Source organism: Oleiphilus sp. HI0080 (genome assembly GCF_001635135.1).
In genome coordinates this window covers 1-12,589 of the sequence record NZ_LWFU01000368.1, presented here as the reverse complement: position 1 = coordinate 12,589, position 12,589 = coordinate 1, and the positions used below count along the sequence as shown (strand labels likewise).

Genomic DNA, 12,589 nt, shown 5'->3' with positions numbered 1-12,589 from the left:
GTTCTTGAGCTTTGGGTGCGTTATCCGCGGCTGTCTGTACAGAAGTATTTGACGCGGAATTTGATTCGAGCTTGCAGACCGCACCCCGGGCTTTCAGAGCCGCTAAATACTTCTCACCTGTCGCAGAATCGAGTTTGGATTTAAGTACGACTCGCTGACCAGCGAACATTTTCTCTATTTGGGCGGGGCTTGCTTTGAAAAGCTGCCCAAGTTTTATTTTGCAATCGTCCAGTTCGGCGCCTGGCGCGAGCTCTCCGTAAAAGGCTAGCTCGTACTCCTCTGAAGACATACGCTCCTCCTTACTCACAGTGTCATTGGTTAATTCTAGTCGCTATTCGTCTCAAACCCTCATACAATTTCGACCGTCGGTTCCCCGACGCAAGCATCAGCTCTGCGCATTTAGTCTTTCGCGAAAAGTACTCAACTTCAGCAAATGTAGTAGGATCGAAAACCAAGCTCACTTAAATACGACCGACCCGATAATAAACATTCAAGGCTTCGATAATTTCTTCCGCAGCGGCAAAGTTCGAGCCCCAAAGACATGCCAACCGATTAAAGAGATCCACACAGCGGTCAATAACGCCAACCAGCACCGGAATGCATACGATAAGCGCTCAGCATAAGCATTGGGAACAATAATTGATTAAGCCCGCCTAACTTGAGATTAAACCACTATTTTTTCTTGGCACGAGGGTGAGTCGAATCGTAAACCTCCGCTAAATGTTGGAAATCTAAATGCGTGTAGACTTGCGTTGTCGAAATATCGGCATGACCCAGTAACTCTTGGACCGCTCGCAGATCTTGGCTTGCCTCGAGCATATGACTCGCAAAGCTGTGGCGAAGAGTATGCGGCGAAATTTTCCCCTCAAGCCCTTTATACTGAATCCACTTTTTCAACCGTGCCTGCACGGAACGCCGGCTAATACGTCGCCCTTGCTGGCTAACAAAGAGCGCGTTCTCTTGTGGCCGGGCATCCAAGCGAAACGCCAACCACTCCTGAATAGCCGACACCGCTTTATTACCCACAGGAAGCACACGTTGCTTGTTCCCTTTTCCCGTTACGCGCAGCTGCTGAGAATTCATATCTAAATGGGGAAGATCAATGCTGACCAGCTCCGATAAACGCAGTCCGGAAGAGTAGAATAACTCAAACATAGCGTGATCACGGATCTCGTGCCACTCACCATAATCGCCATCGAGCATGGTAGAAACTTCTTCAATACCAAGCGTTCTGGGGAGTCTGGTTCGTGCCTTTGGGCTTGGTACCCCGTCGCCAGGATTGTCTGCAAAGCCCTTATGCCTTTGCAGATAGCGGTAAAAGCTACGAATCGATGAAAGGTGCCGCTGGACGCTTTTTCCTGCCAAGCCCTCAAGCTTGAGCTCAGAAATATAAGCACGCACAGCTGCATGCGTCACTTTCGACCATTCATTAAACGAACAGCCCTCTAACCAAACTCGAAACCGGGCTAGATCACGGGCATAGTTGCTTAGGGTTTGACTGGAATAGTGCCGAACGCTGTGCAGGTATTCGATATATTGATCTACTAATTCCTGCACAAGACGCTCCGCGCGATATTAATCCAAAAGAGAGGGCACTTTCTCAGCGTGCAAAGCGCTCTTTGAGCGAGATAACAGTGCCGGGAGTAGTCGCGTAATGAAGTCACTAATGTAGGAGAGGAACAACGACCCCATTGAGGAATCAAAATGCGCTGGATCTTTACTTGCTATGCTAAAAACGCCATAAAGCGTGTCGTTTCGCAACGGGATGAGCGCGGCTGAACCGACCTCTTTTGCCTGCTGTTGAAACAAAAAATCGAGTTGCTTGTCCGTAAATCGACCACAAATGGCGCCCTGACTATCAACCACCGTGCCTAACTCATCGCGCGCAGTTTGCTCGCTGACGATGTGAAGGTTTGCTGCTGGATAATCATCCGGGTCACCGAACACGACCACCCGAGCGAAGTCGATTTTCTCGTCATCTTTGAAAGCAGCCTGGATAACATATTCAATCTCGTCCAGACTTTTGACATCCATCATATCGAGCAACAAGCGCTTACTTTTCTCGAAGTGCTTATCATTCTGCTGCGCGGCTTCGACAAGCTCATGTAACTGCGTGCGCAGTTCATCACGATGTTCACGAAAAACCTGTACCTGGCGCTCGCCAAGAGAGATTGCAGAGCCACTTTTATGTGGCAAACGCAGCTCATCCAGCAAGTATTCATGAGTAACAAAGAAGTCAGGATTGTCGCGCAAAAAGCTGACGACGGCGTCTTCGCTGAGAGGCTGTGTTTGGGTTTGATTGTTTACATCAGTCATTGTCTTTCACTTGTTCGTGTGCCGGTTATCGATATCAGATTCGAACCTGGCCTTTATATACAGTCACAGCAGGCCCAACCATAATTAAGTTGTGCCCTCGTCCTTGCCATTCAATATTTAGATTTCCACCCGGTAGCTTCACCTCAACCGGACTTTGTAATAAACCGCGCTCGATACCTGCAACAACAGCGGCACATGCGCCTGTTCCGCACGCAAGAGTCTCTCCTGAACCTCGCTCATACACTCTTAACTTAATAAAGCGCGCATGCACAACTTCCATAAAACCAATGTTCGCCTTGTTCGGAAAACGCGGGTGACTCTCTAGAACCGGCCCAAGCCGATCAACGTCTGCCGTCGCAACGTCATCAACAAGCAGAACACCATGAGGATTTCCCATGGAAACCGCTGATAACTCAACGGCTTCACCCTCTAAGTCTAGCTGATAGCTGGCATGCTGCTCATCTGAAACAAAGGGCACGGCGTCGGGCTCTAGAACAGGCTCCCCCATATCGACACGCACACGACCATCATCTTGAATAAAAAGTTCAATATCGGCATTCGATGTCTCAACGCGAACCACCGACTTATCCGTCAGTCCTTGCTCGCGGACGAACACCGCAAAACAGCGTGCGCCATTACCGCATTGCTCGACCTCTGAACCATCTGAATTGAAGATTCGGTATTTGAAATCCATGTCGGGCTTACTGGGCGGCTCAACGAGAAGCATTTGATCGAAACCAATACCCATCCGGCGATCTGCTAGTCGGCGAACCTGTTCGGGTCTGAAAAACGCATGCTGACTAATCATATCAACGACCATAAAGTCATTGCCTAGACCATGCATTTTTGTAAATTCAACGATCATGCGTCTTACTCTTCAAATGGGCGTTCAAGGCGAATTTGATCTTCAAACGTTTCTCGCTGGCGTGCTACAAAAACACGATCACCATCCACCACTAACTCAGACGCTCTATTGCGGGAGTTGTAATTGGAGCTCATCGCAAAACCATAGGCTCCAGCCGATCGAATCGCGAGCAAATCGCCTTCTTCGATATTCAGCTCTCGCTCTTTACCCAAAAAGTCGCCTGTCTCACAGATTGGACCAACGACATCATAACGCTTAGCCTGCCCTGCACCTCGAGGGACCACAGGCACAATCTCTTGCCACGCACTATACAAAGACGGTCGCATCAAATCATTCATGGCCGCATCAACAATCGCGAAGTTTTTCTCTTCGTTGTTTTTCAGATACTCAACACGCGTCAACAAGACACCGGCATTCGCCGCGATAGATCGACCCGGTTCCATAATGATGGTCAGATTACGGCCCTCAAGTTTCTTCAGCACTTCCGTCACATAGCTTTCTGGCGCAGGGGGCTGTTCATCTGCGTAGCGAACGCCAAGTCCGCCGCCGATATCAAGATGCTCTAGCTCAATCCCGGCCTCAGCCAGCTGATCAATCACCAGCAACACGCGTTCAAGAGCATCTAGAAATGGCTTTGTTTCCGTGAGCTGCGACCCAATATGACAGTCTATGCCGGTGACCCGGATTCCCTCCAGTTGCGCCGCTTTTTTGTATATCTCATAGGCGGAATCAATCGAGACACCAAACTTGTTGTCCTTCAGCCCCGTTGAAATATACGGGTGCGTATTTGCATCCACGTCCGGGTTGACCCGCAAAGAAACAGGCGCCTGCATATTCATTGCCATTGCAACATCATTCAGCTGATACAACTCTGACTCAGACTCGACGTTAAAACAGTGAACGCCGGCTTTGAGAGCCTCAGCCATTTCGTCCGCCTGCTTTCCTACACCAGAAAACACCACCTTCGACGGATCGCCACCTGCTGCGATTACTCGGCGCAACTCACCAATGGAGACGATATCGAAGCCTGAACCAAGCTTGGCTAAAATACTCAAAACCGCGAGATTAGAATTCGCTTTAATGGCATAACAAATGAGATGGGGATAGTCACCAAAGGAACGATCATATGCATGATAATGACGCTCTAGCGTTGCTCGGGAGTATACGTAAGTCGGTGTGCCATACTCCTCAGCGATATCACTGAGGGCGGCATCTTCTGCAAACAGTTGGCCCTGTTTTGAAACAAAATAATCCATAACCTAACGACCGCGCTTACGCGCAGCGTACCTTAATTTTCGAGTGATGGCTCCGATTGAGACTGCTCAGTCGACTCATCTGATGCTCGTTCATCGCTAGGCATATACAAGGCGCCTTTTTGCCCACATGCGCTCAATACGGTTATAAACAGTATTGCCAAAACAAGTCGCGCAGGAGAGAGCATAAACGAATTCCCAAATAGTCTATTGCGGATACCGAAGTTTGGGCTCGATTATAGCTTGTCACTGATGCAAAGACTAACGCTTAGATCCTTGCCATTAGGTAATCTGAAGGCCTTTGATACCGACTTCAAAATCAAGAAACACCTTTAGATAATCGAGCGTTCCAAAACCCTGCGCTTCGTTGCGGAGCATGCCTAACGGATCTGCAGGAAAACTCACATCAACCAGCTTCAAAGGAACTGACTCTTTGCTTCGCATTTTACGATAGAAATGATCCAGCGCAGAAAGCTGCTGCTCTCCATATTCGGCGACGCTAAAATCACGCCCCTGCAAGCTCAAGTCAAAATGCATGACATCTCCATCTATCACACCCATTGCATGCACAGCTTCGGTTTGCACTAAATCAATACGTTTGATGCGCTTTATTCGAAAATCGCCGTCAGAAGGCGTCATGGAGTAGAGAATAATACTCGGCATGCTGACAAATGCCTGTGCACTCACGCTAAGCTGCCTGCGCTCAACGACCGTCGATAGAAAGTTAAATATGGATGATTGAAAAACGACCTCCTCCTGTCGCGGAAGCAGGTATTCCAAAACACTTCCACGCTCGTCCAGCACGCATAAGTGAATCGCCTCTGCAGTGAATTGATAAAACACCTGCACCACCTCAGCTTCATCCTGCGCCAGAACAGCACGAAGCATCAAAGAAGATTCAAGCGCGTAACTATCCAATTTGATAGGCTGATAGCTTAGCTCTGTACGTTGCAATCGCTCCATAAGCATCTGACGATTCGCATGACGTTCAAAACGGAACTGCTCTTCTACGCGCTGAATGACATAGAACGCCTCACCAATTTCAAGCACATAACGCAAATCCTGCAACTCGCCTTCCACAAAGAAAAGTGCGCGCGCTTCGTAAAACAACGTTTTCACGCGGGTCTCGATAGCGGAAGAACGGAAAGCACTAAAACAACGCACAATTAGCTGTAATGCCTCGTCACCCTGTTCCAAACATAGCTGCAAATACGCCTGTAGATTTTGCATCAAGGTCTCGCCCACTTCATACCGTACAGCTGATATCTCACCCCAACTATTCAGCACAACCTGATCAATAGTGGACACAAGATTGAGCCGCTCGGAGCTGTAGCTCAGCGAATCGGTTCGATCGCTAATTCGACGCATCAGCTCGTCTTCGTCCTCCCCAGCCTGCGCACCAAGATTTACTAAAAGCAAAATATGCGAAACCTTGGCCGAGGTCTCATAAGCACTTTGCGGGACATAAGGCAGTGGCAGCGGGTAAACTTGCTCTAAGGTGTCTAAAGCACTATGCACATCGCGAATAGTAACTGCGCGCGCTCCCGGAACCACACTCAGACGGGTTGATCTTGTAGCAATACCATTAAAGTACAGCCAAGCCAGCAGCTCTACGAGACTAGAACTTTTTCTGAGCGGCTGGCTATATGCTGCATCTGCACTGCTCGCAAGATTCTTGTACAACAGCCAAGCGTTGCTATCTGAGGAGAACTCCTGACTACTGCCATGGTGAATGGCTAAATTCTCTTCCCAAATATTGGGCGTAATACCGAGATTTACGATCTCAATTTTGCCCGCCTTACGCTGAAAAACCGCATAAAGCTTTCGACCAAGCAATGACATATCCTGCTGAGTGATAGAACTTTCTATCGCATTAGCTCTGGCATAACTTGTTAAAAAACGATACGCATTGGTCAGTTCTGACAACAAGGCCTGCCGCTCTTCGAGGACTTGCGTCACTTTCCAGTCATATCGCTCATCTAAATGCGCTAACTCTCCCTTACCCCAACCCCATTGCGCAACTTGCTGCTCCATAAACATCCGCTGCCAAGAAGCGACTCGCGGCTTAACGGCTCGCGAGAGCTTTTTATTCACCTTTAAATAAAAGCTCTTTCGCACCAACTCCAAGCGCTTTTCCTCCTGCTGCCTGCGCAAGTAACTCTCGAGTCGGCGGTATAGCATAAAGTACGGATCAAGTTCGCTAGGCTCTAGCTCGTCTTCGTAAACCGCCTGTTTGAACTCGACACTTAAACAGGGGTACTCGGGCAACTCGCGCGCATAGACCTCCGCCAATAATAGCTTCAGTGCTGACTTATAGGGAGACTCAAGGCTCTTATACAACTGCCACAGGCCGGCTCCAATAAGCTCGCTTTTGGGAATGGTATGAGTACTACCAAAATCTAAGACATCGGCTTCTTTTACAAAACGGTTGCCAAGCAATAATTGCGTAATTTCAGCGTAACTGCCTTCTGCATCTGGAGGAACAAGCCACCACAACGGGTAACGACCCGTCAAAAGAATCGCGGTGCGATAAAACTCATCCAGCAATAAAAAATGCTGTGCTGAACCACTACTTTCCTTGTCCATCGCGGGAGCAGCCTGGCCCTGTTTAAATCGCTCTGCGCACATTACAAACGTGTGCAGCTCCAACCCTTCCTTATTTGCCCAATCATCAATCTTGCGCGCTTTGGCTGCCAAGATCTGCTCTTGATCTGCGTTAAGAGAAGGGTCAACACACAACCATGCATCTACATCGCTCGCCTCGGAATGCGCTAAGGTACCCGAGCTGCCCATGATAAAAAGCGCCTGAATCTGAGCCTTGTGTCGACGGTCCTGTTTGTAGCGGAAAGTTCTGCTAAAGCCCGCTGCTATAGAGAGCACCACTTTGTCTGGTGCATACCCCGAAACACCCCGCGGAGCATCGCGCGAAACATAACCAGGCAGAAGAGGGTGATTGACTTGATACAAAAGAGGAATAAGACGAAGAATGTCCGCCTGCTTACTTGGCAGGCTTTCGTAGGTGCGATCAAGCCGGCGCTGATTTACAAGTAAAAAGCGATCACGTATTTGCCTCAACAGTTTTCTGTCGACGCCATCGGAGTAATCGGCTGTTATGATTCGCTTTTTAGTTAAGGACATGGCTGCGCTGATCAAATAGGCAAAGGGCTGCCATCACAGCAGCCAAATACACGGGTTTATTGCTTGATAAGCAAATCAAACAAGAACCGTTCCAAAACTAAGCAATACTCTCACGACAGCCCTATCGCTTATCAAGCTCCTCAAAAACTCGATCCGCCGCTGCAAGAACCTGAGCAGGCGCCGTGCCACCGATATGATCGCGAGCATTGACCGATCCTTCCAGCGTAAGCACATCAAACACGTCATCTTGGATGGTATCGCTAAATTGCTGCAATTCCGACAGTGACATTTCAGAAAGGTCTTTCGCTTCAGCAATTCCAAACGCAACCGCTTTACCAACGACCTCATGCGCATCTCGGAACGGCATGCCTTTAACGACAAGATAGTCAGCCAAGTCTGTCGCCGTTGAAAACCCCTTTAGTGCAGCGCTCCGCATGTTCTCAGACTTCACCTGCAAGGCCGGAACCATATCCGCATAAGCCCGCAAACACCCTTTAACGGTATCCAAAACATCAAACAAGGGCTCCTTGTCTTCCTGATTGTCCTTGTTATAAGCAAGCGGCTGCGACTTCATCAACATCAACAACGAAATCAAATGTCCTGTGACACGACCACTTTTACCACGAACCAATTCAGGTACATCGGGGTTTTTCTTCTGCGGCATAATCGAAGACCCTGTGCAGAAACGATCAGGGAGATCAATAAAATCAAACTGTGCAGAGGCCCATAAAATCAGCTCTTCTGAAGCGCGCGAAAGATGCATCAACAACAAGCTTGCGAAAGAACAAAATTCAATAGCGAAATCGCGATCACTTACTGAATCCAAACTGTTGTAGCTTGGACGATCAAAACCAAGCAGTTGCGCCGTCATTTCCCGATCTATGGGGTAGCTGGTTCCAGCGAGTGCAGCCGCACCCAGTGGCATGATATTTACCCGCTTGCGACAATCCATCAACCGCTCGTAATCACGCTGTAGCATTTCATTCCATGCAAGCACATGATGACCAAACGTTACCGGCTGCGCGGTTTGCAGGTGGGTAAAGCCAGGCATGATGGTCGCAGCTTCGCGCTTCGCCAAACCGGCGATGCCCTGCTGAAGACGCGTAAGTTCTGTGGCGATAAAATCGATCTCATCACGCAAATACAAACGTATGTCGGTTGCCACTTGATCATTACGCGAGCGACCTGTGTGCAATTTCTTACCCGTAATGCCAATCTTTTCGGTCAGCTTGGCTTCGACATTCATATGCACATCTTCAAGTGCGATAGACCACTCAAAATCACCAGATTCAATATCCGACCGCACTTCCTGCAAGCCCTGCACGATTTGGTCACGCTCTTCTTCGGTTAATACACCCACTTTTGCAAGCATGGTTGCGTGCGCAATCGAGCCCTGAATATCGTGAAAATACATACGCTGGTCGAACTGTACGGATGCGGTGAACTCTGCCACAAAGGCGTCAGTTGGTTCACTAAAACGACCACCCCAGGACTGGTTGGTCGAACTCGAATCATTGCTCATGCTGAATAACCCATCTACACTGAATAATTGTTCACTGCGACCGTCCAACAACGCGAACGGCCAGATTTAAGGCGGCGAAGTATAACATGAATCAAAAGGCACCTGCGCCTAATAGCAGACCATTCAACAAGAGTTTTATACCCAACCTCTGCGATCCGCAGAATTTGTTCATTGTCATATTGAGCGTACAGATTCTCGCCTTCGTGATTACGTTAATAAAGTCGCATGAGGTTTTGTTAAATTGGCAAATCTTGGGCTTTACATCGCTAACCTTGCATTGCATAGGCTTGAGCGCGAGCGCCACGCTTTGCCTGCTACGAAAATATATTGGCGAGCGCGGCATTATCACTCAAGCAGCCTTTGCGCTGAGTATCGTACTTATACTTTCTGCATTTTTTAGCTGGCTCGGCGCACGATTTCTGGCATATGAAAGCCCGCAAGGCGCTCTTTTCATCGCCAGAAACACCTTAATTGCGGCGCTCACCTGCGGCCTCTTTCTTCGTTATGCATACCTGGACTTTCTAGCTAAGCAGCGTGAAAAAGCGGAACTTAGCTCGCGCATCGAAGCTCTACAGTCCCGAATTCGCCCGCATTTTTTGTTTAACAGCATGAACAGCATCGCTAGCCTTATCAGCAGCAAGCCAGAACAAGCCGAGAACGCAGTGCTCGATTTATCAGAGCTGTTTCGCGCAACGCTGAACACAAAAAACAGCTATGTCACGATCCGAGAAGAACTTAAGCTCTGCGAAAAATACCTAAATATAGAAGGCTTACGCCTTGGAGAAAGACTCAAGCTCGAGTGGCAAATTGAAGATCAGGTACTGAATTTCCTGATCCCTCCACTTACACTCCAGCCATTGGTCGAAAATGCAATTTACCACGGCATACAGCCCATACCAGAGGGAGGCACAATTCGCTTCGAAGCGTATCTGAAACAAAAAACCATCTATCTTCTTATTTCTAATCCAGTTTCCAGTAAAGAGCAGACGCGTCATGGCAATCAAATTGCTCTTGGTAATATTGCTGACCGCCTCGCTGCGCTGTATTCCGATCAAGCCCTGATCAAAACCAGCAAACTGGACGATGTATTTACAACCACTCTGCGCCTGCCTGCGCGGACATCCAGATAATAGAACTCGCATGCATACTGAACTCACTGTACTCATTGCCGATGACGAAAGCCTAGCCAGAGATAGGCTCACTCGCATGATCGAAAGCATGGAGGGATTTCGTGTTATTGCTCAAGCAGAAAACGGTCGACATGCCATCGAGCTCTCACGAGAGCATCATCCAGATTTAGCATTACTCGATATTCGAATGCCGGATATTGATGGCATCGAAGCTGCGAGGGTCATCGCAGACCTTGAACCGCCACCAGCCATTATTTTTTGCACTGCATATGATGAATATGCCCTCAAAGCGTTTCAGGCAAACGCCGTCGGTTATTTGCTCAAACCAGTGAGAAACGAAGAACTCGCTCACGCCTTGAAGCAGGCGAAAAAGCTTAGCCTGGCCCATCTAAAAAGCCTAGATGAGTTACATCAAGAAGAGCAGAACGAAGAGTCTTTCATCGCGAACACCTGGAATGGCCAAGAACGACTTCCCCTGCAAGACATCCTTTTATTTAGAGCGGATCACAAATATCTTAGCGTTATACATAAAAACGGAGAAACACTAAGCAATCAAACGCTTAAAGAACTAGAACAGCAGTATGAAGATGTTTTCATCCGCACGCATCGCAGCACACTCGTTAACATACGACACATTAAGAAAATGTTGAAAAGCCCTGAAAGCGGCTACTATCTGGTTCTCAGCGAAGGACAGAAAATTGAAGTTAGTCGACGCCATGTGAGTAGCGTACGCGACGCATTTGAGAATAAATAGCGCCCTTAGAAGTCTATTTTTGAGTACTTTCGCGCAAATTTAACGCGGACTTAGCAAAGAACTAGACACCGTTCTCACTCTGCAGCCACTTGGAAAAGTAGTTCACAAAACAACCGCCCCGCTTTCGGTATGATTTCGTTCAATGAGTTGAATCGCGAGGTAATCATTCGTGGGAAAAACACCAAACAGTAAGCAAGCTTCAGGGATCGCAGCCCTGCTAGCAGTTCTTTTGAGCTTCTCGACAATCACTTTCGCAAACCCGCATATTCCTGCAAATGACGAGGACACTATTCTGGTTGACCAACAACCTTCTACAAAAATACCCTACAGTAAAATCGTTCGCGCCATGATCCACAAAGTATTCAATTTTGACAGCGAGCGCATCATGACATTTGGTGGAAAAGGCGAAGGTAAGATCGCGCGCAGCTTTTCCGACTACGTTGATCGCACCCGCACACGCTTCAAAGTGAAAGAAGACGAAGTTGAATTAGAGCTCAAGCTGAACTTTTAACCTCCCTCCAGCACATTCCTTAAAAACCTCGTTATAATGCCCCAAATTTCTTGTTGAGGGGCACCATGTCCAATACCACTCCTTCTAAAATACGTATCGCATCGCGTGAAAGCGCCCTAGCACTTTGGCAGAGCGAACACATCAAAGCCCAGCTTGAATCTCTGCATCCCGGTCTGGAAGTAGAAATTGTCGGGATGACCACCAAAGGTGACCAAATACTTGATGTCCCTCTTGCCAAAATTGGTGGCAAAGGGCTTTTCGTCAAAGAATTAGAGCAGTCCATGCTGGCAGGAAATACCGACATCGCCGTACACTCGATGAAAGATGTGCCAATGCACTTCCCAGAAGGGCTCGAACTCGCCGCCATCTGCAAACGAGAAAGTCCGTTCGACGCATTTGTAAGCAACCAATACGATTCCATTGACGCACTACCTGAAGGGTCCGTTGTTGGAACCTCTAGTTTAAGGAGGCAAAGCCAAATTGCTGCCCTTCGGCCAGACCTGCAGATTAAAGGCTTGCGCGGCAACGTCAACACGCGCCTCGGCAAACTTGATGCCGGAGAGTACGATGCCATCATTCTTGCCGACTCAGGTTTACGTCGACTTGGCTTTCACGATCGAATTAAACAAGTGCTGCCTGCTGAGCAGTCTTTACCCGCCGTAGGCCAAGGCGCGCTCGGGATTGAATGTAGAAGCAACGATACCGAAATAAAAAAATTGCTCGCACCGCTAATTGATGAAGAAACCAACCATTGTGTTTTGGCAGAACGAGCGATGAATACACGCCTTGAAGGCGGGTGCCAAGTACCCATTGCCGGCTTTGCTGAACTGAATGGCGATATACTCACTCTTCGAGGTTTGGTCGCCGCAATTGATGGCTCGAAAATTCTCACCGCAAAAAGTTCGATTTCGATCAAACAGAGTCAGCCAAAAGTGCTTGGTATCGATATCGCCGAGCAGCTCCTCGAGCAGGGAGCCGAAGCACTTCTTGAAGCTGCGTATCAATCATGATCAAAGCCATTCTCGAAGGGCACAAAGTACTTGTCTGCCGACCTGAACCGTCAGCCTCTGAGCTGTGCAAGGTATTGGAGTCAGTTGGCG

At 48.4% G+C, this 12,589-nt stretch carries 11 protein-coding genes and 1 pseudogene; 4 read left to right on the top strand and 8 right to left on the bottom strand.

Features of this window, described 5'->3' with window-relative positions:
- From A3751_RS05645 to argH, 8 genes and pseudogenes are all read right to left on the bottom strand, one after another.
- Positions 1 to 289: pseudogene (locus A3751_RS05645) on the bottom strand (hypothetical protein); the annotation flags it as partial.
- A gap of 383 nt (positions 290 to 672) precedes the next feature.
- The gene (xerC, locus tag A3751_RS05640) at positions 673 to 1,557 is read right to left on the bottom strand and encodes a tyrosine recombinase XerC (protein WP_068453239.1); all 885 of its coding nucleotides are present in this window, start codon (positions 1,555 to 1,557) and stop codon (positions 673 to 675) included.
- An 18-nt stretch (positions 1,558 to 1,575) separates the two neighbouring features.
- Complete coding sequence (locus A3751_RS05635) at positions 1,576 to 2,316, bottom strand: DUF484 family protein (protein ID WP_068453237.1); 741 nt, start codon at positions 2,314 to 2,316, stop codon at positions 1,576 to 1,578.
- A 34-nt stretch (positions 2,317 to 2,350) separates the two neighbouring features.
- The gene (dapF, locus tag A3751_RS05630) at positions 2,351 to 3,181 is read right to left on the bottom strand and encodes a diaminopimelate epimerase (protein ID WP_068453235.1); all 831 of its coding nucleotides are present in this window, start codon (positions 3,179 to 3,181) and stop codon (positions 2,351 to 2,353) included.
- A 5-nt stretch (positions 3,182 to 3,186) separates the two neighbouring features.
- Entirely contained in the window at positions 3,187 to 4,437 is a 1,251-nt protein-coding gene (gene lysA / locus A3751_RS05625; protein ID WP_068453233.1) for a diaminopimelate decarboxylase, read from the bottom strand.
- Between the two features lie 32 nt (positions 4,438 to 4,469).
- A complete protein-coding gene (locus A3751_RS23845; protein ID WP_082863073.1) occupies positions 4,470 to 4,622 on the bottom strand; it encodes a lipoprotein in 153 nt (50 codons plus the stop codon).
- Between the two features lie 94 nt (positions 4,623 to 4,716).
- On the bottom strand, positions 4,717 to 7,572 hold the full coding sequence (locus A3751_RS05620) for a class I adenylate cyclase (protein ID WP_068453231.1): 2,856 nt from the start codon (positions 7,570 to 7,572) through the stop codon (positions 4,717 to 4,719).
- A 121-nt stretch (positions 7,573 to 7,693) separates the two neighbouring features.
- Positions 7,694 to 9,094 carry an argininosuccinate lyase gene (argH, locus tag A3751_RS05615; protein ID WP_068453241.1) on the bottom strand — a complete coding sequence of 467 codons (1,401 nt, stop codon included), beginning with the start codon at positions 9,092 to 9,094 and terminating at the stop codon, positions 7,694 to 7,696.
- A gap of 86 nt (positions 9,095 to 9,180) precedes the next feature.
- On the opposite strand from argH, the gene A3751_RS05610 reads away from it, so the two are divergent.
- The 4 genes from A3751_RS05610 (at position 9,181) to hemC (ending at position 12,499) form a co-directional block, all read left to right on the top strand.
- The gene (locus tag A3751_RS05610) at positions 9,181 to 10,224 is read left to right on the top strand and encodes a sensor histidine kinase (RefSeq protein ID WP_068453229.1); all 1,044 of its coding nucleotides are present in this window, start codon (positions 9,181 to 9,183) and stop codon (positions 10,222 to 10,224) included.
- A 10-nt stretch (positions 10,225 to 10,234) separates the two neighbouring features.
- Positions 10,235 to 10,978, top strand: coding sequence for a LytTR family DNA-binding domain-containing protein (locus tag A3751_RS05605; RefSeq protein WP_068453227.1), 744 nt, complete (start codon positions 10,235 to 10,237; stop codon positions 10,976 to 10,978).
- 169 nt (positions 10,979 to 11,147) lie between these two features.
- Complete coding sequence (locus tag A3751_RS05600) at positions 11,148 to 11,489, top strand: hypothetical protein (RefSeq protein WP_068453225.1); 342 nt, start codon at positions 11,148 to 11,150, stop codon at positions 11,487 to 11,489.
- Between the two features lie 65 nt (positions 11,490 to 11,554).
- Complete coding sequence (gene hemC / locus A3751_RS05595; RefSeq protein WP_068453223.1) at positions 11,555 to 12,499, top strand: hydroxymethylbilane synthase; 945 nt, start codon at positions 11,555 to 11,557, stop codon at positions 12,497 to 12,499.
- Positions 12,500 to 12,589: the final 90 nt, after the last annotated feature.

What these genes read in the sequence shown, in the direction of transcription:
- dapF (WP_068453235.1), bottom strand. Translation starts at nt 3,181, where the DNA reads ATGATCGTTGAATTTACAAAAATGCATGGTCTAGGCAATGACTTTATG.
- A3751_RS05610 (WP_068453229.1), top strand. Translation starts at nt 9,181, where the DNA reads ATGAATCAAAAGGCACCTGCGCCTAATAGCAGACCATTCAACAAGAGT.
- A3751_RS05620 (WP_068453231.1), bottom strand. Translation starts at nt 7,572, where the DNA reads ATGTCCTTAACTAAAAAGCGAATCATAACAGCCGATTACTCCGATGGC.
- A3751_RS23845 (WP_082863073.1), bottom strand. Translation starts at nt 4,622, where the DNA reads ATGCTCTCTCCTGCGCGACTTGTTTTGGCAATACTGTTTATAACCGTA.
- A3751_RS05635 (WP_068453237.1), bottom strand. Translation starts at nt 2,316, where the DNA reads ATGACTGATGTAAACAATCAAACCCAAACACAGCCTCTCAGCGAAGAC.
- argH (WP_068453241.1), bottom strand. Translation starts at nt 9,094, where the DNA reads ATGAGCAATGATTCGAGTTCGACCAACCAGTCCTGGGGTGGTCGTTTT.
- lysA (WP_068453233.1), bottom strand. Translation starts at nt 4,437, where the DNA reads ATGGATTATTTTGTTTCAAAACAGGGCCAACTGTTTGCAGAAGATGCC.
- hemC (WP_068453223.1), top strand. Translation starts at nt 11,555, where the DNA reads ATGTCCAATACCACTCCTTCTAAAATACGTATCGCATCGCGTGAAAGC.
- A3751_RS05605 (WP_068453227.1), top strand. Translation starts at nt 10,235, where the DNA reads ATGCATACTGAACTCACTGTACTCATTGCCGATGACGAAAGCCTAGCC.